Raw genomic sequence first — 22,687 nt, 5'->3', positions numbered from 1 at the left:
GCGGGATATTAATGACTCATCAGCGTTTAAACCTACTCTCTATACATGAAGCGATTGATATGCTTGGTGTCAGCCGGTCCACATTCGATAGATGGCGCAAGCATAAACGGCTTCCATTCACTAAATTAGGGAAAGAAATTTTAATAGATAAAGCGGAACTGGAACGATGGATTAAGCATCACTCTTCGGGAATAGCTCAGCCTGCTTTCGCATCCGGGATGAACCCGGCAGCAAATCTCCAAGAGCCCCGGACGATCACAATTGGTTACCAGAGCGGTTATGCTCATGTATGGACAGCGCTCATCATGAAGGAGCTTGGCTGGTTCGAAGAGGAGCTCTCTGTTACTTCGCCTGTGCGAATAGGGCAAGTGAAATGGGTGGACGCCGCGAATGGCCCTGAACTCGTTAAAGGCATGATCGGCGGCCATGTGCAAATCGCTTCCTTAGGCGACTATCCCATTGCCCTAAGCAGCTCGCTTGCGCAGCTGCTGCCGGCGTTTCAATCCGTTCTGCTTGCGTTTGACGGTAAATCGCCCCATGGACACGGCATTTCTCTTGTCGTGCGCAAGGGCATTCAAATTCGCGACGCATCTGATATTTCGGGCTTGAAGCTGAGCACGGTTGCGCAGTCAAGCTCGGGATACCGGTTATCGAAACTGATGAACGCAGTTGGCGGCAGCCATAACCAAATCATACACCAGGCAATGGATGCAAGCATGTCGGGTATCGCAAAAAGGCAAATCGAAGGCAGCGTCATGACGGAGCCATACTTAAGTTTGGTCCAGTATCACGGTACGGGACAAGTATTTTTTCAAGAGGGGCTTGGAGAGGATTATTTGACCGGAATCGTCGCTGAAGAGAGCTGGGCTGGCCAAAATCGCCCGATTATCGTCGCTTACCTAAAGGCGCACATCAGAGTGCATGAGCTTATGCGGAAGGAACCTGCCAAAGCAGCCAAAATCATAGCGCGGATAAAAGGAATCCCTGGAGAGGTAGTGACCCGCGTCTTAGAGAAAATAAGGTGGGATGCGGCCTTGTACAGGAAGGATATCGGCACGCTTAAGTTGCTGAAGCAGGAGAATGCCCGAGTAGAGGGAGGGCTGTTCGTTAATAACGGAGAGATTAAATACAGCTCGGAATATTTAAACCAAGCGATTAAGTCGCTAAATTTACCTTTGCCGAGTGACAGCTTGCTGGCAGGCGAATGGGAGCAGGAGCAGCTTTATTAGACAGGGAAAGGCAGTATTGTTCCAATGCCGGTTAGAAAGCCTTCCAACTACAATAACGCATCTGTTAGCCCCTAAACCGGTCAATAGAAGAATAGAGCTATAATTGCAGGGGACTTTCTAGCCGATAAAAGGTTAGATGGCCTCTTTTTTATGCTTTGAGCAGCTTTATGCTTCTCATTTCATTATCTTGAGATTTGAATCTTGTAAAATAGTGTCAAAGTCAGTTTCAGTTTCGCACACGGGGAAGGGGAATTCGGTTGAATCGCTTATTAACACGGATGGTATTATTTTTCTCTAGTCTAATTTTGCTTGCGGGGGCAGTGCTTGGTTTTACGATTTACCGGTCGTCGACGAAATTAATTGAAAGCTCTTTGGGCGCACAGGCTCAGCTTGTCGCGGAGAATGCAGCGAAGCTGGTTGATTTAGAGGCTTACGCTAATCTCAGCATTGATGCGGGGGAGACGGAATACTACACGAGGCTGCGCGGCCAGCTTAATGCTCTTCGGGAAATGAACGGACTGAAATATTTGTACACGCTCGCGAAAACAGAGAAGGACGGCAAAGCTGTCTATTATTATATAGTCGACGGCGCGCCGCAGGATGTGGATAGCGAGGACTTCTCGGCTCTAGGCGATCCTGAGGAAAACGAATATCCGGGTATGGTCCGGGCATTCGCTGAGGGTCAGGCACAAATCGGCGAATTAACGAATGATCCGGATTACGGTGCGACGATAACGGCGTACGTTCCTCTCAAAAGCAAGGATGGGAAGCTGCTCGGCGTAGTCGGCGCGGATTTCGACGCAACGAATGTTTTTGCGCTGATGGACGACAACCGAAAGGCGGCATTATACGTCACTCTCGGCATCATTGCTGCCGGCATGCTGCTTGTGTTTGTACTGGCCAGCTATTTAACGCGCCCCTTGCTTCAGCTGACGACGCAGGTCGCGAAGGTGAGAGAGGGCGATATGACGGTTGTTATTAAGACGAACCGCAAGGATGAAATCGGACATTTGGCGAAAACCTTCGAGCAGCTCGTATCGAATACGCGGACTGTTATTCGAAGTATGCGGGACAACTCGGAGCGTCTGCTCCAAACCTCGGAGGGGGTATCAAGCCATGCCCGGAGGACGACGGAAGCGAGCCGCTTAATAGCGGCCAGCATGCAGGATGCTTCAGGCGGCGCGAATATTCAAGTCATCAGAGCGGCTGATATGACGAAGGCGGTAGAAGGTATGACGCACAGCATGCAGCGGATTACGGAATCGGCTGCGGTCGTGTCGGATGTTGCGCAGGAGACAATGGACCAAACTGAGCGCGGCAATGAGTTGATCGTTCATGCGATGGCGGAGATGGAGTCCATTCATCATACAGCTAGGCAAATGCTGGAAGCAACGAAGCGCTTGGAAAGCCGTTCCGGCGAGATCGGGGAAATTACAAATGTGATGGCGGGCATCGCCAAGCAGACGAATTTGCTTGCGCTTAACGCGGCTATCGAAGCGTCTCATGCCGGAGAGAACGGCAAAGGGTTTGCTGTCGTAGCGGAGGAAGTGCGCAAGCTTGCGACGCAATCGCAAATATCGGCAACGCAAATCAGCGACTTAATTACGGCTATCCTGGAGCAAACCGCGAAGCTCTCGTCGGACATGGAGTCGAGTACGAAGAAGGTGGAGTCGGGATTGTATCTCGTTAAGGATGCAGGCGCCGCTTTCCATTCGATCGTAACCGGACTGGAGCAGGTGAACGTGCAGCTGCAAGAGGTGTCGGCGGCTTCGGAGGAGGTATCTGCCGAATCGGAGGAAGTAGCGGCATCGGTCGAGGAGATGGAGCGGATTTCCCGCCAAGCTGCTCAGCATTTCGAAGGAATCGCGGCAAATTCCGGCGCGCAGATCGTTTCCATGGACGAGGTCAGCACTTCGGCAGAGCTGATTCGTTCCATGTCTGACGAGCTCACATCGCTGAATAAGCGTTTTATTGTATAGCCATTCAATATTCACAAATTTTATAATTTAATCCGGTGTAAAGGTATAGGAATAAGGAACACTTAAAGTTATAATGGTTTTTAGTATATAATCAACAAAAGGTTAAGAGCCGCTAACGACTACAGAGGCTCAACCGACAAATAACTTTTAAGGAGTACTTGAAATGACTAAAACACTTATTTTCGGGCACAAAAACCCGGATACCGACACTATCACATCAGCTATTGCTTACGCTGAGCTGAAAACGAAGCTAGGCGCTGACGTTGAGGCTATCCGCCTTGGAGACGTTAACGGCGAAACGCAATACGCGCTGAACTATTTCGGCATTGCAGCTCCCCGCCTTATTGAGAACGTTGCTGACGAGACTGACACGGTCATTTTGGTTGACCACAACGAGCGTCAACAAAGCGCGAACGACATCGATAGAGTACGCGTGCTTGAAGTTATCGATCACCACCGTATCGCTAATTTCGAGACAAGCCAGCCGCTCTATTTCCGCGCTGAGCCTGTAGGCTGTACAGCTACGATTTTGAATAAATTGTACAAAGAAAACGGCGTAGAAATCCGCAAAGAAATTGCCGGCCTTATGCTGTCCGCAATCATTTCCGATTCCTTGCTGTTCAAATCGCCGACTTGCACAGAGCAAGACGTAGCGGCTGCTCGCGAGCTTGCTGAAATCGCTGGCGTTGACGCGCAAAGCTATGGTCTGGACATGCTTAAAGCAGGTGCGGATCTAAGCGACAAAACGATTGCGCAGCTGATCTCCCTTGACGCGAAAGAATTCGCAATGGGCAGCTACAAAGTGGAAATCGCGCAAGTAAACGCGGTAGACACAAATGATGTCATTTCCCGCCAAGCAGAGCTTGAAGCAGCTCTTAACGACATTATCGCGACAAAAGGCCTTGATCTGTTCGTGCTTGTCGTAACTGATATTTTGAACAATGATTCCGTAGCACTCGCACTCGGCGCTCAAGCTCATGCTGTAGAGAAAGCTTACAACGTAACATTGTCCGATAACAAAGCGGTATTGAAGGGCGTTGTTTCCCGTAAATCGCAAATCGTGCCTGTGCTTACAGAAACGCTAAGCAGCCTGTAAGAAGCTGAACGGCCGCTGCCGTTCATCAAAAAAACAGCAGTCTGGAGCTTGTTTAACAAGTTTCAGGCTGCTTTTGTTTTGCTATAATAGAAGAGAAGGAGCGGATAACAATGTTTACGATTACCGAATACAGCGCTGAATTAATGAAGGATCCGTTTGGCATTTTGACGGGGAAGAGGTACGAATTCATACTCGATCTGGACGTTGCTGAGGATGACGAGCTATATCATGAAGAGGGCGTAACGCTCCGGGTGATTTATGTGGTTGAAGAGGATGCTGTCCGCATCGCGAAATATGAGTTTTTGACGACCTCCTCGAATAAGTATATCGACTTTGAGCTGGAAGAGGACGAAGAGAAGATGGTGCTTGCGTTCTGTCAGGAGCATTTCGACCAGTCAGGGGAATAAAGAACGGCCAAAAGCGCCTAGCCAGCAGACGTCTGGCTGGGACTTGGGGGCCGCGCGAAATCCATAATGGGTATGGGGAGATACGAAATGATGGAAAACGGAATAAAGCGGAAGCTGACGGAAGATGAATTGAAAGCGATTACAAAAAAGGTTTTTGATCAACAAGCAACTGCTGTAAAGGAGCTAACGGACGGCTTTGCGAACGCGGCGTATAAAGTAACGCTGGAGGATGGGCGGCCGGTCATCGTAAAGGCGGCGGCGCCTTCGTCTACGAAGATGATGAGCTACGAGCAGGGGCTGATGAAGGCGGAGGTAGAGGTGCTGCGGCTCGTGAAGCAAGCCGGCGCCGTACCTGTCCCTTCTGTATATGCCCATGACGCATCCGAATCGCTCGTAAATTGTGAGTATTTCATTATGGAGATGCTGGAAGGCGATCCGTACAATAAGGTGAAAGATCGTCTAACCGAGGAGCAGCGTTATCTGATCGATCATCAGCTTGGCGTTTATAACCGTCAATTGAATGATATCCGAGGAGAGCGCTTCGGCCTGTACGCGGCAAGCGGCGAGACGGACTCCTCTTGGAGAGAGGCCTTTCATCGATTGCTGCTAAGCGTGCTTGCCGACGGAGAGCGGGAAGGCGTAAAGCTGCCGGCAGACTACGATACGATCAGGAACGAGGTATCGCTTAGACTGGATGTGCTCGATGAGGTTACGGAGCCGCGGCTCCTGCACTGGGATTTGTGGGATGGGAACGTGTTCATAAAGGATGGTAAGGTTACGGGAATTATCGATTTCGAGCGCTCGCTTTGGGGCGATCCGCTGATGGAGTTTTATTTCAGCCACTTTCATCAATCCGCGCCGTTTCTGGCTGGGTATGGCGCTGCGGCGTTTACGCCGGTACAGCTTGGCCGCAGAGCGCTCTACGATCTTTATTTGGATCTCATTCTGTGCGTAGAGTGCCCGTTCCGGCAATATGAGGACCATAATCATCTGCAGTGGGTTCAAGATAACATGGCAAAAGGCTGGATTCGGTTTTTAGCAGTCTAGCTGAGATTAAAACCGCTTTTTTATCTTTCATTTTGCACTCCCCCCGACTATTATTAAAGCAAGTATTCAATTTTCACACCAGAGAAATTGTTCCTTTCTACCCGTATGCGGAGCCTCGCTGTTATTTGTCACCCCTTAACCGCATAAAATTGAAAAAAGGCTATTTATTTGCAAAATAAGCAGAAAGGAGCAGGTGATGTGATGAACAGGGCAAAGAGGGATATAGAGCTAGCTGAACAATACGGCGCCCATAATTATCATCCCCTGCCGATTGTCATTAGCAGTGCAGAGGGCGTGTGGGTACAGGATTCCGAAGGCGAGCGCTACATGGATATGTTAAGTGCTTATTCTGCTTTGAATCAGGGCCATCGTCATCCTCGCATTATTGAAGCGTTAAAGGAGCAAGCGGATAAAGTCACCATCACGTCACGCGCGTTTCACAACGAGGTGCTTGGCGCCTTCTGCGAGAAGCTTGCGGCCTACACCGGAAAAGACCGGATTCTTCCCATGAATACAGGGGCAGAGGCGGTTGAGACAGCGATAAAGGCAGTGCGGCGCTGGGCATACAGCGTCAAGCATATACCGGAAAATCAGGCGGAAATCATCGTATTCGAAGGCAATTTTCACGGACGGACGCTGACGGTAACCTCTTTCTCCTCAACGGAGGCTTACCGGCAAGGCTTTGGTCCCTTCACGCCAGGATTTCGGATTGTTCCTTACGGGGATCTGGATGCATTGAAGGCTGCGATACAGCCGCATACCGCTGCGGTGCTGTTCGAACCGATCCAAGGCGAAGCAGGCATCCGCATTCCGCCGGACGGGTTTCTTGCAGGGGCGGCTAAGCTTTGTGAGGAGCATCAGGTGCTGCTCGTCGCAGACGAGATTCAAACCGGCTTCGGGAGAACGGGACGCAGATTCGCTTGCGACTGGGAGGATGTCATCCCCGACGTTTATATTATGGGCAAGGCGCTTGGCGGAGGAGTGATGCCAGTATCGGCTATTGCTGCGAATAGTGCCATTATGGACGTATTCGAGCCAGGGTCGCACGGCTCTACGTTTGGAGGCAATCCGCTGAGCTGTGCGGTTGCAATCGCTGCGCTGGACGTTACCGTGGAGGAGAAGCTGGCGGAACGCTCGTTTGCGCTAGGGCGTTATTTCATGAAGAAGCTCGAGGCGCTCATGCATCCGGATATCGCCGAGATCAGAGGCCGCGGCTTGTTTATTGCCATTGAGCTGTTAAAGCCTGCGAGAGCTTATTGCGAGAGGCTGATGCAGCTGGGGCTGCTGTGCAAGGAAACACATGAATATGTCATCCGGTTAGCGCCGCCGCTCATCATTACGGAAGATGATCTGGATTTTGCTTTTGAACGGATTCAAGCTGTCTTCGCGAATAGCAACTTGGCAGGAGAGTGACGGCTATGAACATTCAACAGGTTGCAGTCGTTTCGGTTCCTTTCGGGAAAGGGGCCGGCACTCCCGGAGCGGAGCTTGGACCAGCGCATATACTACATGCCGCAGAGCTTGAACGGAAATTGGCTGAACTGAATATCTCATATCGGCTGGCGGGGGAGGTCAGTGTAACCTCGCAGCTGCCGCCGCTTCAGGCGGCTAATGCAAAGCATTTGTCCGAGGTGCATGAGGTAAGCAGCCGGCTGTCGGAACGCGTATCGGAAATCGTTGCAGAGAACGCATTCCCGTTAGTATTGGGCGGCGATCACAGCATTTCGATCGGTACGATTGCAGGGCTGGCCGAGCATTATGCGAATCTAGGCGTCATTTGGTTCGATGCCCATTCGGATCTGAATACGGAGGATACGAGTCCATCGGGCAATATCCATGGGATGTCGCTCGGCATTAGCCTCGGGAGAGGCATCCCGCTGCTAACGGGCCTTAAGGGCATTTCGCCCAAAATAAAGCCGGAGCATGTCGCGATTGTCGGAGCCAGATCGCTTGATTCCGGCGAGAAGGAGTATATCCGCTCATTAGGCATTGCTTGCTATACGATGCATGACATCGACCGGATCGGCATCGCACGCGTGATGGAGAAAGTGATCGGGCAGTTCAGGCAAACGACCGATGGCGTCCATGTCAGCTTTGACATCGACAGTCTGGACCCGCGCGAGGCGCCGGGCACAGGCACGCCCGTCAGGGGAGGCCTCAGCTACCGGGAAGCGCATCTTGCGCTGGAGCTGCTGTATCAATCCGATCTTGTCACATCGGCAGAATTCGTGGAAGTAAATCCAAGCCTCGACCAACACGACCAGACGGCAAAGCTTGCCGTGGAACTGATCGGCTCGCTGCTCGGCGAGCAGATCCTTTGATTGTAACGAGCGTCATGAGCGTCATGAATCGATTCGAATTGTTAGGAGGGATACGCCTATGCGGGAGCCATTCCAGAATGAGCCGTTTACCGATTTTTCGATAACCGATCATATTAACGATTTTCAAGAGGCGCTGCGAAAAGTGGAGCTGGAGCTCGGCCAGGAATATATGCTTAAGATTGGTCCGGACCGAATCGAAACGATCCAAAAACGCAAATCGATCAATCCTTCCGATGTGAAACAGCTTGTCGGTATCGTATCTCAGGCGGATACCGCGTTAGCGCATAAGGCGATACTTGCGGCAGCAGCGGCCTTTGAGGATTGGAAGAAAGTGACGCCGTCCGCAAGGGCGAGGGTGCTTTACAAGGCTGCGGCGCTGCTGCGGCGGCGCAAGCATGAGTTCTCTGCATGGCTCGTTTACGAAGCGGGCAAAAGCTGGACCGAAGCCGACGGAGATACGGCCGAGGCGATCGACTTCCTGGAGTTTTATGGGCGGGAAATGGAGCGGCTGTCGGAGCGTCAACCGGTTGTCGCGTTAGCCGGCGAGGACAATGAGCTCGTCTATATACCGCTCGGAGTAGGCATTATTATTCCGCCATGGAATTTCCCGCTGGCGATAATGGCGGGCATGACGATGGCTGCGGTTGTTGCCGGCAATACCATCGTGCTGAAGCCGGCTAGCCCTACGTCAGTCATTGCGGCCAAGTTTGTCGAGCTGCTCGAGGCCGCGGGTCTGCCCGACGGTGTCGTGAACTTCCTGCCGGGAGCGGGCAGCGAAGTTGGGGATTTTTTGGTGGAGCATCCGTTAACCCGCTTTATTTGCTTTACGGGATCGAGAGAAGTAGGCTTGCGCATTAACGAGAAGGCCTCGCTGAGCCAGCAGGGTCAGAAGTGGATTAAGCGCGTAATCGCCGAAATGGGCGGCAAGGATACGATCATCGTCGATGAGGACGCGGATCTCGATCTGGCTGCCGATGCCATAACGGCTTCCGCTTTCGGCTATTCGGGTCAGAAATGTTCCGCCTGCTCGCGGGCCGTCGTGCATGAGCTTGTCTATGACGAGGTGATCGAGAAGGTTGTTGAACGGACGAAGCAGCTGAAGCTTGGAATGGCCAATGAGCAAATTACCGATGTAGGCCCCGTCATCGACGAACGGGCCTACGTGAGCATATTGAAATATATCGAGGTCGGGCGCAGCGAAGGCGTCATCGTGCATGGCGGAAGAGTTGGAGACAGCAGCGGTTATTTTATTGAACCGACGATCATTAAGGACGTCGCTCCGTATGCCCGGATCGCCCAGGAAGAAATATTCGGACCGGTATTAGCGTTTATCAAAGCGGCCAACTTCGACGCGGCGCTCGATATCGCAAACAACACCGAATATGGCTTAACCGGCGCCGTCATATCGCGGAACCGCAGCAGATTGGAGCAGGCCCGCGAGCAGTTCCACGTAGGCAATCTCTACTTTAACCGCAAGTGTACGGGGGCCTTGGTAGGCGTTCATCCATTCGGCGGCTTTAATATGTCTGGAACGGATTCGAAAGCCGGCGGGCGCGATTATTTGCTGCTCTTCACACAGGCGAAGGTTGTATCAGAAAGATTCTGATGGGAAATAGCAAAACCCCCTTTCTTCAGCAGGGTAGTTTCTCATCAGAGAACACTATTCCACTGTATAGCGAAAGGGGGTTATTATGCTTTAAGCTGTTATACGGCTATCGGGCCGGGTGCTTGTACTGCGCTTAACGATCCAGCCACTCAATCGTTACCGTGAATTTGTTGGCGCCGAGATCCGATTTATGGCTGTATTTATATTCCATGTCTGTATCGGGCAGTTCAATTTTTTTGCCCCGGACAACAAGCGCATCCGCTTCGATCAGACCAGCCAGCATTTTTAGCAATTCAGCAAATTGGGCGCTTCGTCCTACGAATTCTTCCTCTAATTTCATGAATACCACCTCGTATTTTTTAATTTACTTGCAATACCTTCTGTAGAACAGGCCATGCTTCCAGATCGAACTGGTATCCTTTTAGCAGCTTTTTCACTTCTCCGGGCTCGCCTTTTTTGAATGGGTTTTTAGCATAGCCGTAAAACTTGTGAGGAAACAGCAAATCGATATACAGCACTTGTTTCTGCTCTGGCGAGAGCGGCAGAATAGCTTCGTAACAGTTAATCAAACGATCCAATTCTTCGAGATTCCAGCCCAGCTCTTCCATACGCTTCGTAATTAATTTACGCACATCCCGCAAAGGGATATCATAGGTCAGATTATCAAGGTCCAGAACGTATACGCCTTTATCGGTTTGCAGCGCATTCCCTTTCCCGTAATCCTGATGGCATAAATAACCGTATTTGCCGATAGCAACATTCCATTCTGCATAACAGGAGCTTTGCAACAGCTGGATAGCTTGTTCGGCTCTGCGTATCATTTCACCGGCCGTCTGTACATAAACCTGATGAAACTCCGAGGTTTTCTTCTCCGAGTCACTCTTCCACTGCTTGAGCTCCTCCAGCATTTTCGAGTAATGATCCGGCCATACTCCCATGCGGTCATAGGTTTCGTAACCATCCGGGGGAATAAACCCGACAGAATCCTGATGGAATTGCGCAAGCCCTCTCAGGCCTGCATAAAGATGCTCAGGGTTTTTATCCATCTCCAAATCGCTTCCATCAATCCAGCTGTACAGCACCAGCGCATAACCTTCATGGACAAAATAGAGCTCTCCGTCCTTCGTCGGAATAATGCTGCAAACCAGAGCGCCATTCGCATGCAGATAGGTTTGTGCCGCTGTAGTAAACTGAACGATCGGAATCGGTTTTCTGATTCGCTTCAAGCAAACCGTTCCGATAGATGTTTCAAGCTTCCAAACAGTTTTTATGCCACCGCCTTGGATAACTTTGATATCTGTGACCGTAATCTGCGGGTAATTTTCGTTCATTAGCTTCTTTCCTAAAATCAAGTCAGTATTATTTGTGTTTGCCATAATCCACCACCTCGTCCAGATATGCAAGAGCAGCTTGAACAACTGTATTTTTGCTTAACTCTGTAGCTATCATTTCATTTAACCGTTCGATATGCTTAGCAGGCGTCCACTTATCCTCTTTTCTTTCGTAGTATTTGGAGACCTGTCCATAAAACAGATGAGGAAATTGAATATCGGCCGCAAGGACCAGAAGCTGCTCTTTCGTTAAAGGGTTTACGCCCTGATAAGCCTTCAGCATCGTCAGCAGGAGCTGGAGATCCCACTCAGGAAGTTTCTTCATCACTTTGTTAACAATTCTTCTCAAATCCCGGACCGGGAGGTCAACTGTCAAAGAATCCATGTCAAAAACGTACAACTGGCCGTCATTGCCAATCGCTAAATTGCCTGCGGCATAGTCTTGGTGGCATAAGGTTTTGGTCACTTTCGTTTCTTCCACCCACTGGTCAAAATAGGACTGGCTGAGCAAAGAGAGCGATACTTCGCACTGCTCTAAGAAAGCATCCGCATTTGCCAAAAATAGCTGGTCAAACGCATTCGTATCCTTCAAAAGTGATTTCTGCTGCTTCCATGACTGCAAGCGGCCGTATCTTTTTTGCAGGTCGGATTTCCATTCTGTCAATAGGAACGAAGGGAACGTACCTGTCGGCGACTCGATCCCCCTCGAAGCTTTATGGAAGGATGCCATGCCTTCCAAAATCATGGCAAGCTCATCCTCATTCTCGTATTCCGGTGAAGTTCCATAGACGGCTTCAAAGATTACGAAGTATTCGTCATCGACTTGTACAAAGCCTGCGCCTGAGTTCGATTTGAATATACCGGGTGTATGAACGCCGTTTTTCCTCAAATAATCAACGGCATGAATCATAAAGGCAATTTGACTTTCATCAAAGGGCAATTTTTTTATGATGACTTCGCCAAGGTTCGTTTGAGCGGACCAGACGGCTTTTTTACCCTTATAGGACAATAGGTAAATCTGCTCGGCGTCCAATGGATATTGGGCGATTACCTTCTTAACGACTTCCGAAAATGTTGTATCCATGCTGACACCTCCGCTAAACGCATAATAATGTTTTCAAATCCACTTTGTTAACTGCGGCTGCTTTCAAGATTTATCTGGCAGCATTGCTCTGAGATATAGATTGATTAGCCGTTTCGCAGCATGCTCGAACCCATGGCTGCTTTCAACGTATACTCTGCCTGCTTTAGCCAAAGCTAAAGCTTCTGCCGGATTGGATAACAGAAATAGAATGGCATCTGCAAAAGCTTGCGGGCTTGTATACTCCTCGATCACAATCCCATTCTTAAGATGTTTAATGATTTCAGCGTTTCCTCCCCGGTTCGTCGTAATGACAGGAAGTCCTGCGCCCATAGCTTCGTAATGCACTCTTGCCAAAGGCTCCTGCCACTGGGAGCTGCATACAAAAATATCGCCGATTGAGAAGTGGGAAGGGATTTCACTTGGCGGGACGAAGCCTGTAAAAACAACGCGATCCTCTCCAAGCTCTTCTGCCAGCTGACGGATTTTGATCCCGTATTCATCGATCCGTTCATCGTGGAACCATTTGCTTCCTACAATGACCAGCACCGCATCGCTATGCTTTTGAACCACCAGCTGCATAGCCCTTATGAGAATATCAGGTCCTTTGACTGCGCTTAAACGTCCTACGAATAAAACGACTTTCTTGTTTGCTACACCGTATTTTTCCCGAAGCTCTTTCCTTATGAGCTGCGCCCGGTCATCCCAAACCGGTATATACCTCTTTAAATTAATGCCTGAATACACCGTCTTTATTTTACGTTTGGCGGAAGGGAACCGCGCTGTTACAGTTTGTCCGATGTAATCGCTGATGGTCATTATTTTATCGGCGCCTTTGATCGTCAAAGATCCCATTTCATATGAAATTTTCCCTTCCCGGAACATTTCGTTATGCAGGCTGATCACAAACCTGCTGTCCGGCATTGCGGCTTTATACACAAGAAGATATCGGGGGCGGTTGAAGACATGGATAACGTCATAAAGCTTTTTATCGGCCTGTTTTCGGGACAGCTCTTTGGCTACATGGAAAGCGTAGTCTTCGTTCGGTACACGAATGTACTCCACACCTTTGATGACTTCCCTGTCAGGAAGCTCCGGGTCCGTAATACAAAAAATGGTCAGTTCGTGTTTGCTGCTAAGATGAGGAGTAATCCCATCGATAAATATTTGAATGGCACCTCCTCGAATCGGGGGGACGGTAAGCATTTCGGTACATATCAATGCGATCTTAATCGTTCTCACCTCCTCCCTTAAATAAATAGATTTGCAAAAAAAAGCCTGTCTGCTTTCCCTGCTGGTTTTAAGATATGATTCTTTTTTTTATTCAGGAACGGCAAATCTACTAATTTACTTGTCCATAGCTGCCATAACTTTCAAAAACGCCTGGGCGAAAACGAATAAAAACGTATTTCTTTTAAAATCATCAGAAGTCTAGTTACGAAAGATAGAGTTCCATCATATGTTGTTAGTAGCATTCGCGAGAGGGGCAAGGTATATGGCAAAGGGAAGAATAGCCGGTAAGAGCTCAGGTAACGATCATACTAGCGGTCACAGCTCAAGCGGCCACAAAACTAGCGGTCATCGTTCATGCGGTTATCAAGCTAGCAATTGTTGTTGGTGGTGGTGGGACTATTGTTCATGCTGTCACGGGAGTCATCGCTCGGGCGGCAAAAGCAGCGGCGGCAACCGCAGCGGAGGTATAGATCCGGACAGCGACTTTGCGTCAGACACGGATGACGATATCGAGTAGATTTATTTAAGAGGTTACGATAGCAGCTCATTTCTCTTCGGGGGACTGGGCTGTTTTTATTTGTCTTTTAAAAAATACAGCCCGGCTTTTTAGGGACGGACTGCTTCTTCTGAATCGTATAAGCGCTGCCATTCTATAAGTCCATCTGCTGCTTGGACTTGTTTTTCAAATACGCATGGCGTTGGATGTTTATATATTCTCGTTCTATGCTGATGTCATACCAATTTTCTTTGAATAGATAGCCATGTACGTTGCCGGAATCACACATTTCATTTAAGGCCGCCGTCAATTGAATTTCGCCTTTTTCATCTGCCTTCAGCTGCTCGAGCAGCGTAAATATTTCAGGCGTCAGTACATATCTCCCCATAACAGCATGGCGGGAAGGCGGGTTGAACTTGGGCTTTTCTACAATCGAATGAAGCTTGTAAATTTGCGGTTTGACAGATTTGCCGGCAACGACGCCATAGTTTTGGAGCAGCTGCGTTTCTACGGTTTGTAGTCCGATAACGGTGCCTTTATACTGCTCGTACAATTTGATTAATGGTAATAATGGAGACGGCTCGGCCAAGCATACCTGATCCGGAAGCATAACGGCGAAAGGATCATTTCCCGCAAATGATTTGCCCATTTGTATGGCATGACCGAGCCCGAGCGCCTCCGGCTGGCGGATATATTGAATACATACTTTGGGGGGCTCAATTTTTTCGATAAGCTGATCCTGATTATGTTTGGATAAATGCAGCTCCAGCTCGATGGACCGATCGAAGTAATCCATAATATCCGTCTTATTACGGGATAAGATGATCAATATTTCCCGAATTCCGGCATTTATGGCTTCAGACACAATATAGTCTATCGCGGGCCGTCCGCTAATAGGGAACAGTTCCTTTGGCACTACTTTAGTAGCCGGCAAATTTCGTGTCCCGTAACCGGCAGCGGGGATAATTGCTTTAAATACCAATTGTATCACCTCGTTAAGTATTAATTCATTGTAATAATTACTAGTATATAAAGAAATGCACGCATTAATTTGTACAATATACAAAAAAAGGCATTCATACATGCCTATTTTATAGAGTTAATTCGTTTTGCAAAGCGCAATGGCCGACACACTTATTAATTTATTATTAATATAATAGATTATTAGATTTTGAAGGGAGTGGTCATATGAATATTTGTATTGTGGGAGCTGGATATGTCGGTCTCACGACTGCGGCAGTCTTAGCGAATATCGGGCATACCGTGTATTGTACGGATCGGGATGTAACAAAGATTGACAAGCTTAAGAGAGGAATCGTTCCAATCTTCGAGCCAGGATTAACCGAAATGATCGCTCTGAATCAAGCGGAGGGCAGATTGTTTTTTGCTGCAAACGTGAGGCGGCATATGATGAATTGCCCGGTCGTCATGATTGCAGTAGGCACACCCTCCGCCAAAAACGGCAGCGCGGATATGCGGTTTATACGCAGCGTTGTAAAGGATTTGTCGCTGGTTATACGTTCCTCTAAGACGATTATTATGAAAAGCACCGTTCCCCCGGGAACTGCGGATTGGATAGATACCCTTCTTCAAGAATACGGCGTAAACCCCGATATGTTCGAGCTTGCGTCAAACCCCGAATTTTTACGTGAAGGCTCCGCGATTGAAGATACGGTTCATCCTGACCGAATTATTATCGGCTCAAAAAAGAAAGAAACGGCGCTTATGGTGAAAGAGCTCTACAATGCGATAGAAACAAAGTTTTTATTGACCGGCCGTATGGAAGCGGAATTAATCAAATATGCGTCCAATGCCTTTCTGGCAACGAAAATATCGTTCATTAATGAAATATCACGAGTATGCGATGTTTTCAACGCCGATATTACTGAAGTAGCCCGAGGCATCGGAATGGATGATCGAATTGGTCCAAAATTTCTGCATGCGGGACTAGGCTATGGCGGCTCCTGCTTTCCAAAAGATGTTAATGCACTGAACTATTCTGCATCATCCAAAGAGGTTGAATTGGAATTACTGGAGGCTGTTATGAAAATAAATCGTTCACAACTGGAAATTTACATGAATAAACTAAACCATAAACTAGGGAAAAACAGGGATCATGTTCGGGTCGCTGTCTGGGGAGCGACTTTCAAAGAAAACACCGATGATATCCGGTATTCTCAAGCGATTGCTTTTATGAAGAAACTAACGAAGCAAGGATATCAAGTCTACGCCTACGATCCGCTCGTATCTCCGCCGATTCCATCCGTTGTATGGTGCTCTGATAAATATAAAGCTGTCGTACAAGCGGATGCGCTGGTCATAGCGACGGGCTGGCCGGAACTAATTGAAGCCGATTGGGACCGAGTGAAGCTATTGATGAAGCGAAACATCATTTTGGATGGAAGAAACTGTCTGGACAAAAAAACGATGGAAGCGTATGGGTTTGAGCTCGCAGGAGTTGGTCGCCCGTGAAAATCGTTGTTACTGGAGCGGCAGGCTTTATTGGCTCGCATCTTTGCCAATTTTTATTGGAACAGGGGAAGCACGAAGTAGTGGGCATCGATGCTTTCGTTCGGGACGAGTTGAAAATAATTGGATCGAAAAATATGGAAGCTTTCCTGGCTCACCCGAGATTTCATTTCATTTCAAAAGATATGCTGCATATCGAGTGGAGTGAGATACTAAAGGACGCGGATATCGTCTACCATTTGGCAGGTATACCTGGAGTACGGTCCAGCTGGGGTCAGGATTTCCGCAAATATGCAGACACGAATATACTCGCCACTCAGCAATTGCTGGAAGCATGCAGCAATAGCGGGATTAAAAAATTTATATTTGCCTCTACATCATCCGTCTATGGGGAAACGACAGGAAGAGTGTCGGAGGATACTAGAACGGCTCCGCTATCGCCTTATGGCGTAAGCAAATTGACAGGCGAGCATTTATGTCGTGTTTATTGGAAAAACAATGGCGTTCCGATTGTGATTCTGCGGTTCTTCACCGTATATGGCCCAAGGCAACGATCGGATATGGCGTTTCACCGCTTCATTAAACAAATGATAGCGAACGAGCCTATCACGCTAATTGGAGACGGTACGCAGTCAAGAGATTTTACGTATATAAGCGACTGTATTGAAGCGACTGCAGCCGTTGCAAACAAACCTGCATTGATCGGAGAAACGATTAATATCGGGGGTAAAGAACGGTCTTCTATTATCAATGTTATACGCGATCTAGAGAATTTGACTGGGAAAAAAGCGGATATCGATTGCATCGGATCGATGCGTGGAGAGCCTATGCATACATGGGCTGATATTTCGAAAGCAGCCCGTCTTTTGGAATATAAACCAAAGGTAAGATTAACGGAAGGCTTAGCCGAAGAGCTTGCATATTTCAAGAAATATTATAAATGATGGGAGGCTGTCTCGGCATGAGACTGGCATTTATATGCACGGAGAAACTGCCGTCCCCGGCCGTAAAGGGCGGAGCGATTCAAATGATGATGGATGGCGTTGCTCCCATTCTCGCCCGTACGCATAAAATAACGATTTATTCGATAACGGATGAGTCCCTGCCCGATCAAGAGGTTCGAAACGGCATCCAGTATATAAGGTTTCCGAAAGAACGGTATATGGAAGAGGTATCGCGTTCACTTAAGGAACATGTATATGACGTTGTTCATGTTTTTAACCGGCCGGTAAACGTCATTGCTTATAAAGAAGCGTCTCCTAAAAGCCGTTTTGTCGTAAGCCTTCATAATGAGATGTTCGAAACGAGCAAAATTACCGATAAGGAAGCCCAGCTGTGTCTGAAATACGTCTACAAAATAACAACCGTCAGCAAATATATTAAAAAGACCGTAACGGACCGTATTCCTGAAGCGGAGAGTAAAACGGAACCGATCTATTCGGGCTTCGATCCTGACCGGTACTACCCGATTTGGACGGCCCGAGGAAGCAGAGTACGTGAGCAATTACGATACCAATACGGAGTCTCTAATAAAAAAGTTATCTTGTTTGTCGGACGGCTCAGCATAAAAAAAGGCCCTCATTTGCTTATCCAATCCATGAGCCGTGTGCTGGAGCGGCATCCGGACGCCGTACTTGTCATTGTGGGCGGAAAATGGTTTAGCGATAACGCCGTGGACAGTTATGGCAAATGGTTGCTCAGATTAGCGGAGCCGTATCGAAACCGGGTTATATTTACAAAATTCATTCCGGCAAATGAAATTCAAAATTATTTTTCGATGGCCGACGTGTTTGTGTGCAGCTCTCAATGGCAAGAGCCTTTGGCGCGCGTTCATTATGAAGCGATGGCGGCAGGCGTCCCGGTTATTACAACCGACCGGGGCGGTAATGCCGAGGTGATAAGCCATAAGGTTAACGGATATATCGTTAGGGATTATACAAGTGCGTCATCGTTTGCCGATGCAATCAATTACATGCTTACTAACAAAAAAGAAGCGTCAGCGATGGCGGTAAAAGGCAGGCAGCTCGTAGACAGCAAATATACATTCGAGCATGTTGCGCAGCGGTTAAATAAAATCTATATGGGAGCTTATTCGAGCGCGCCGACCTCGTTATCCGGTATTTCCGTATCCAAAAAGGGAGCAGTGCGCATGCTTCGTTCCCGTAAGAGAAGGAACGCTGCTCCTATTCGAAAAAGACTGCAATAAGGAGGCAGATAGCGGTTATGACAGACAATGTGAATGGAATAATGTCTCAGTATCCCCTGCGGGTAGTGAGCGCCAAACTAATTGCAGACAAAGGGAAGAAAGCGGTCTGGACGATTGTTACAAACGAGGGTACAAAAATATTAAAAAAATCTCCTGCAACCCAAAAAAGGCTGCTATTTCTTATCGAGGCCGTAAAGCATATGCAGAATAACGGAGCTTCCATTCCCGCTATGGTCAAAACACAGTCGGGTAAAGAATATTCAGAGGACAGCAGCGGTAATTGCTATGTCCTCTCTGAAGCTGTACAAGGCACTGCTCCTACGTATGAAACAGCGGATCTTCTTATGATTATGAAAGAGCTCGGCAGATTCCACGTAGCCTCAAGAGGGTTCCAATCTAATTTTACAACGAACGAAAGAGAGCATCTCGGCCGCTGGGAGCAAAGCTACGTGCGGTATATTGAGCGGTTGGAAAGCTTTAAAGGGATGGCGAAAAACAGTAACAACGAATTCGAGAAACTATATCTTCTCCATGCTGACCGCTTTATCGATCAAGGGAAAGAAGCTTTGAAATGGATTCAAAGCAGGTATTACACGAATTGGGTAAACAAAGTTGCTGTGCAAAAAAACCTTTGCCATCAGGATTTTGCGGCAGCTAATTTAATCAAAACGAGTAAAGGCTTATTCGTTATTGACATGGATTCGTTAACCTATGATTTGCCGGCAAGGGACATTCGGAAAATATTCAATAAAGTGATGAAGAAGAATGGCTGGAACATTTCGAGAGCCGCGTTAATGCTGCGAGCCTACCGGGAGGCTCATCCTTTAAGTGAAGAAGAATGCCAAATCGTATATGCCGATCTTATGTTTCCTCATTTATTTTACGGTTTGTCGAGCAAATACTTTAATAAACGAACCGAATGGAATCAGCCTTCGACGCTCCAGAAGCTTAAAGCTATGATTGCTTCCGATAATGACCGTCAAAAAATGCTGTCCGCATGGCAAACTATCGTTAAATCTTGATCATGATTTGTGAATGGCACATACTTTTCTGTTCGAGGACCTTCTTTTGGAAGGTCTTTTTTGTTATCGAGAAAAGCAAATATGCATCACTTGGCTATAACCGTTTATTACAATGACATTTATCCTGGAATACAGTCATCCATTCGATTTTGGAAATTAACCCGGATGCGATTGAAATCGCTAAGGCTTTAGATAGGGAACGAATCGAGAGAGGAAGCCGGGGAAGCTTGCACGGCATCCCGGTTTTTCTGAAGGACAATATCGATACGCATGACAATATGCACACGAGCGCAGGATCGGTGGCATTGGCGAATTCTTTTGCCGCGGCGGATTCGTTTGTTGCTTCGCAATTACGCTCTGCCGGGGCTATTTTACTCGGTAAAGCGAATATGACGGAGTGGGCGAATTTTATGTCGGGTTCGATGTGGGCGGGCTACAGCTCAAGAGGAGGACTTGTGTTAAATCCTTATGGGCCGGGAGAGCTGTTCATAGGCGGCTCAAGCTCCGGATCAGCTGCTGCGGTTGCGGCAAATTTAGGGGCGGCTGCGATCGGAACGGAAACCTCCGGTTCGATTATTAGTCCTGCAAGCCAAACGTGCTTGGTCGGAATCAAACCAACGATTGGATTAGTCAGCCGGGCCGGCATTATTCCGATTACGAATAGTCAAGATACTGCCGGTCCGATGACAAGAACGGTGACGGACGCGGCCATTCTTCTCAGAGCGTTAACGGGAGCGGATGAGCGTGATGAGGTCACGTTATCCGGGGTGAAGCATGCCTGCCGGGACTACACGCCATTTTTGGATGCCGGTTATTTAAAGCAATCGCGTATCGGGGTTCCGCGGTTTTATTATAAAGATTTGGATGAAGCCAGGCTTGCAATTATTAATCAGGCAATTGGGGTTTTGAAACGGGCAGGCGCGACCATTGTTGATCCGGTCGAGCTTCCATGCGAGCAGACGGAATGGGACTGGAATGTTTTGCGGTATGAATTCAAGAAGTATCTTAATGATTATATGGAGAAGCTTGATGAATCGGTTCCCGTTCATTCCTTGCGGGAGTTGATTGCCTATAATGAAGAGCATGCGGATATCGCTTTGAAATATGGGCAGGGCACGCTGACCGTGGGCGAGGGTAATCGATTGCGGGCAGCTACGACGTTACTCACAGGTGTTGGTACCGAGTACAGTGCTACCAAGGTGCCCAGAGGTTACAGAGCAGAGTGGAGGGTTAAGGGACATACGGACCAAGATTATAGAGCGACTGAATCCATTGTTGATCTACGTAGAACAGAACGATCTTGATCATTCTTTCAGAAAGGCTGTTAAGGAAAGACCTAAAGAATGGTCAAAGGGATTTATTGAATATTATACAAACCAAGGGTATGGAAAAAAGCAGGGTTACAAAGGGTTAGAAGGAGCTCTGCAGGTTCTTAAGGCAAGGAGGGAATTGGAAGGAGAAATATTTAACGGCATAAATATAGCCAAGAAAAAAGTGGACAACTCTTCGTATGATATAAACGATTATAGGCAAGTTTTAGTGGGGATTTTATCAGAATATTTTAGTTCAACAAACTAACGAAAAATGAGATTCTAAGATTGTAGGCTGCAAAAGATGGAAGTCTATTAAGCTAACGGGTACGTTAACTCAATACAACACGACGGCAGCTGCAGAAACAAAAGCGCATGTGCGACTGAAACAATCGTACTCGCTGTAACGTTCTTAAATGTGAGGTGATAATTCATGATCAAATGGGTGTTAACATTAGCGGCTGCATTGGTGCTGCTATCGGGCTGCAGTGAGAAGTCGGGCAGACCTAGTGACAATACGACCAATCCTTCCACTTCTCCTGCACCGGGGGAGACGGTTGCGCCGCCAGCGAAGCCGAAAGCGTTCTCCGCTTTGTCTGACCCTTATGATGCTGACCAAGCAGCGGCGAATGGCGATGTCGTGAACGTTCACGGGAAGATGTACAATCTCGACAAGTGGAAGCTGTTTCTGGCGAATCTCGACGTGGGCGTGCCGAATCAGGTGCGTATTACGCAGTATACGGTTGAGGGTGACCCGATCTTCTATGAGCTGATCTATGATGGGGCTGAGGCGATTGCGTATACGTACGACAACTCGAGGGACGGGTTTGGCAGCGATGCAGGTCGTCCGAGCACGGTGTGTAAGGGTATTGAGCTCGAGGAGAACAAGGAGTTCGGCTCCCATTACAAGCTAACCGGATGTGATAATGAAACCAGTAATACGTTCTGGTTCACGAACATAGAGGCGGAAGCCGATCAGGGCAGCCAATAAGCACAATAAAACACATAACTACACCGGTAGTTCAGAATTAACCGCTCAGTAAAATGGGCGGTTTTTCCTATTGCACGAAAATCAACAATCAAGAATAACAGAGCCTTTAAATAAAAACAGTGAGGTAGTCCGTCAAATATCATTAATGAATATTTGATCATATACCCTTCCTTCATTAAACTAACGAAAGACGATAGCATAATAACACAACCACCAAATCGGCAGCTGCTCTTTAGCATACAAGGAGGAACTACTGTGAGATATGATTTTAATCGGGAGTGGTTAACAAAAAAGTTTGAAGAAATTCGAAGAAGAATCCTTAAAGCTATTGACCAGCTCGATGATGAGCAACTCAATTGGAGACCTGATAAAACAAGTCATAGTGTATCCACGCTAATTAAGCATATAGAAGGAAACATTCAAGAAAGAATCGCTAAAGGAATTCTAGACGAAGAAGTCAAAAGATTTCGTGAAGATGAACTTAATCAAACGTATATAAAGAAATCAGAACTGGAGACGATTATTCATAACAGGTTGCAGTTAGTCATTGATACAGTTAAAAACATTACTGATGAGAAGTTGGAGCAGAAACAAATGGTGAGAAATCGGGAAAGAACCAATCTTGACATGTTACATCAATGTGCTACCCATTATTCAGAACATATGGGGCAAATTTTTTATATTGCAAAACAATGTTTGAAGGAGAACTACAAATCCACTTCTTTGTAGAGATGCTACAAAGTATTGTTAAGCTAAACATTCCTGTATAGCCTAAGAAATGGGCTTTGTCAAAAAAGGAGCGTCTCGGTATGATGGGTTTGTCCACGGGCTTGAAACCCGACACCATCAAGGAGGCGCTCTTA

21 protein-coding genes and 1 pseudogene are annotated in these 22,687 nt (G+C 47.7%); 17 read left to right on the top strand and 5 right to left on the bottom strand.

Annotation, left to right across the window (positions count from 1 at the left end; translation table 11 throughout):
* The first annotated feature begins 11 nt into the window (after nucleotides 1-11).
* From AC0YNZ_RS20060 to pruA, 8 genes are all read left to right on the top strand, one after another.
* A complete protein-coding gene (locus tag AC0YNZ_RS20060; protein ID WP_475828279.1) occupies nucleotides 12-1,229 on the top strand; it encodes a helix-turn-helix domain-containing protein in 1,218 nt (405 codons plus the stop codon).
* A gap of 257 nt (nucleotides 1,230-1,486) precedes the next feature.
* The gene (locus AC0YNZ_RS20055) at nucleotides 1,487-3,208 is read left to right on the top strand and encodes a methyl-accepting chemotaxis protein (protein WP_475828278.1); all 1,722 of its coding nucleotides are present in this window, start codon (nucleotides 1,487-1,489) and stop codon (nucleotides 3,206-3,208) included.
* 163 nt (nucleotides 3,209-3,371) lie between these two features.
* The gene (locus AC0YNZ_RS20050) at nucleotides 3,372-4,304 is read left to right on the top strand and encodes a manganese-dependent inorganic pyrophosphatase (protein WP_110772913.1); all 933 of its coding nucleotides are present in this window, start codon (nucleotides 3,372-3,374) and stop codon (nucleotides 4,302-4,304) included.
* 110 nt (nucleotides 4,305-4,414) lie between these two features.
* Complete coding sequence (locus AC0YNZ_RS20045) at nucleotides 4,415-4,711, top strand: DUF6509 family protein (RefSeq protein WP_475828277.1); 297 nt, start codon at nucleotides 4,415-4,417, stop codon at nucleotides 4,709-4,711.
* 87 nt (nucleotides 4,712-4,798) lie between these two features.
* Nucleotides 4,799-5,758, top strand: a complete 960-nt coding sequence (locus AC0YNZ_RS20040) for a phosphotransferase family protein (protein ID WP_475828276.1) — start codon at nucleotides 4,799-4,801, stop codon at nucleotides 5,756-5,758.
* Nucleotides 5,759-5,959: 201 nt separating this feature from the next.
* Nucleotides 5,960-7,171, top strand: coding sequence for an ornithine--oxo-acid transaminase (locus AC0YNZ_RS20035; protein ID WP_475828275.1), 1,212 nt, complete (start codon nucleotides 5,960-5,962; stop codon nucleotides 7,169-7,171).
* A gap of 5 nt (nucleotides 7,172-7,176) precedes the next feature.
* Nucleotides 7,177-8,079, top strand: a complete 903-nt coding sequence (gene rocF / locus AC0YNZ_RS20030; protein WP_475828274.1) for an arginase — start codon at nucleotides 7,177-7,179, stop codon at nucleotides 8,077-8,079.
* A 58-nt stretch (nucleotides 8,080-8,137) separates the two neighbouring features.
* Nucleotides 8,138-9,685, top strand: a complete 1,548-nt coding sequence (pruA, locus tag AC0YNZ_RS20025; protein ID WP_475828273.1) for an L-glutamate gamma-semialdehyde dehydrogenase — start codon at nucleotides 8,138-8,140, stop codon at nucleotides 9,683-9,685.
* 133 nt (nucleotides 9,686-9,818) lie between these two features.
* Here pruA and AC0YNZ_RS20020 read toward each other — a convergent pair whose 3' ends face one another.
* The 4 genes from AC0YNZ_RS20020 to AC0YNZ_RS20005 all read right to left on the bottom strand — a co-directional run bounded on the left by AC0YNZ_RS20020 (nucleotide 9,819) and on the right by AC0YNZ_RS20005 (nucleotide 13,339).
* A complete protein-coding gene (locus AC0YNZ_RS20020) occupies nucleotides 9,819-10,025 on the bottom strand; it encodes a hypothetical protein (RefSeq protein WP_475828272.1) in 207 nt (68 codons plus the stop codon).
* 19 nt (nucleotides 10,026-10,044) lie between these two features.
* On the bottom strand, nucleotides 10,045-11,061 hold the full coding sequence (locus AC0YNZ_RS20015) for a CotS family spore coat protein (RefSeq protein ID WP_475828271.1): 1,017 nt from the start codon (nucleotides 11,059-11,061) through the stop codon (nucleotides 10,045-10,047).
* Nucleotides 11,045-12,100: a CotS family spore coat protein gene (locus AC0YNZ_RS20010; protein WP_475828270.1), complete on the bottom strand. Its 1,056-nt coding sequence runs from the start codon at nucleotides 12,098-12,100 to the stop codon at nucleotides 11,045-11,047. Before AC0YNZ_RS20010 ends, AC0YNZ_RS20015 begins: the two co-directional genes overlap by 17 nt.
* Nucleotides 12,101-12,163: 63 nt before the next feature.
* A complete protein-coding gene (locus tag AC0YNZ_RS20005) occupies nucleotides 12,164-13,339 on the bottom strand; it encodes a glycosyltransferase family 4 protein (protein ID WP_475828269.1) in 1,176 nt (391 codons plus the stop codon).
* Nucleotides 13,340-13,592: 253 nt separating this feature from the next.
* Between AC0YNZ_RS20005 and AC0YNZ_RS20000 the strand changes: the two genes are divergently transcribed.
* Nucleotides 13,593-13,847: a hypothetical protein gene (locus AC0YNZ_RS20000; protein ID WP_475828268.1), complete on the top strand. Its 255-nt coding sequence runs from the start codon at nucleotides 13,593-13,595 to the stop codon at nucleotides 13,845-13,847.
* A 133-nt stretch (nucleotides 13,848-13,980) separates the two neighbouring features.
* Here the strand turns inward: AC0YNZ_RS20000 and AC0YNZ_RS19995 are convergent, their stop codons facing one another.
* Entirely contained in the window at nucleotides 13,981-14,808 is an 828-nt protein-coding gene (locus AC0YNZ_RS19995) for a UTP--glucose-1-phosphate uridylyltransferase (protein WP_475828267.1), read from the bottom strand.
* A gap of 206 nt (nucleotides 14,809-15,014) precedes the next feature.
* Between AC0YNZ_RS19995 and AC0YNZ_RS19990 the strand changes: the two genes are divergently transcribed.
* The 8 genes and pseudogenes from AC0YNZ_RS19990 (at nucleotide 15,015) to AC0YNZ_RS19955 (ending at nucleotide 22,553) form a co-directional block, all read left to right on the top strand.
* Nucleotides 15,015-16,298, top strand: coding sequence for a UDP-glucose dehydrogenase family protein (locus AC0YNZ_RS19990; protein ID WP_475828266.1), 1,284 nt, complete (start codon nucleotides 15,015-15,017; stop codon nucleotides 16,296-16,298).
* Nucleotides 16,295-17,239 carry an NAD-dependent epimerase/dehydratase family protein gene (locus AC0YNZ_RS19985; protein ID WP_475828265.1) on the top strand — a complete coding sequence of 315 codons (945 nt, stop codon included), beginning with the start codon at nucleotides 16,295-16,297 and terminating at the stop codon, nucleotides 17,237-17,239. Before AC0YNZ_RS19990 ends, AC0YNZ_RS19985 begins: the two co-directional genes overlap by 4 nt.
* A 17-nt stretch (nucleotides 17,240-17,256) precedes the next feature.
* Nucleotides 17,257-18,501 carry a glycosyltransferase family 4 protein gene (locus tag AC0YNZ_RS19980; protein WP_475828264.1) on the top strand — a complete coding sequence of 415 codons (1,245 nt, stop codon included), beginning with the start codon at nucleotides 17,257-17,259 and terminating at the stop codon, nucleotides 18,499-18,501.
* A gap of 17 nt (nucleotides 18,502-18,518) precedes the next feature.
* Nucleotides 18,519-19,523, top strand: a complete 1,005-nt coding sequence (locus tag AC0YNZ_RS19975; protein ID WP_475828263.1) for a CotS family spore coat protein — start codon at nucleotides 18,519-18,521, stop codon at nucleotides 19,521-19,523.
* Nucleotides 19,524-19,660: 137 nt separating this feature from the next.
* Nucleotides 19,661-20,656, top strand: a pseudogene (locus tag AC0YNZ_RS19970) (amidase family protein); the annotation flags it as partial.
* Between the two features lie 139 nt (nucleotides 20,657-20,795).
* Entirely contained in the window at nucleotides 20,796-21,101 is a 306-nt protein-coding gene (locus tag AC0YNZ_RS19965) for a hypothetical protein (protein ID WP_475828262.1), read from the top strand.
* 165 nt (nucleotides 21,102-21,266) lie between these two features.
* Nucleotides 21,267-21,824, top strand: coding sequence for a DUF4362 domain-containing protein (locus AC0YNZ_RS19960; protein ID WP_475828261.1), 558 nt, complete (start codon nucleotides 21,267-21,269; stop codon nucleotides 21,822-21,824).
* A 255-nt stretch (nucleotides 21,825-22,079) separates the two neighbouring features.
* Nucleotides 22,080-22,553: a DinB family protein gene (locus AC0YNZ_RS19955; RefSeq protein WP_475828260.1), complete on the top strand. Its 474-nt coding sequence runs from the start codon at nucleotides 22,080-22,082 to the stop codon at nucleotides 22,551-22,553.
* Nucleotides 22,554-22,687 lie beyond the last annotated feature (134 nt).

This window comes from Paenibacillus sp. J2L1-98, from assembly GCF_056269405.1.
Note: the sequence above shows the minus strand (reverse complement) of the source record. Positions and strands in the feature narration are given on the sequence as shown.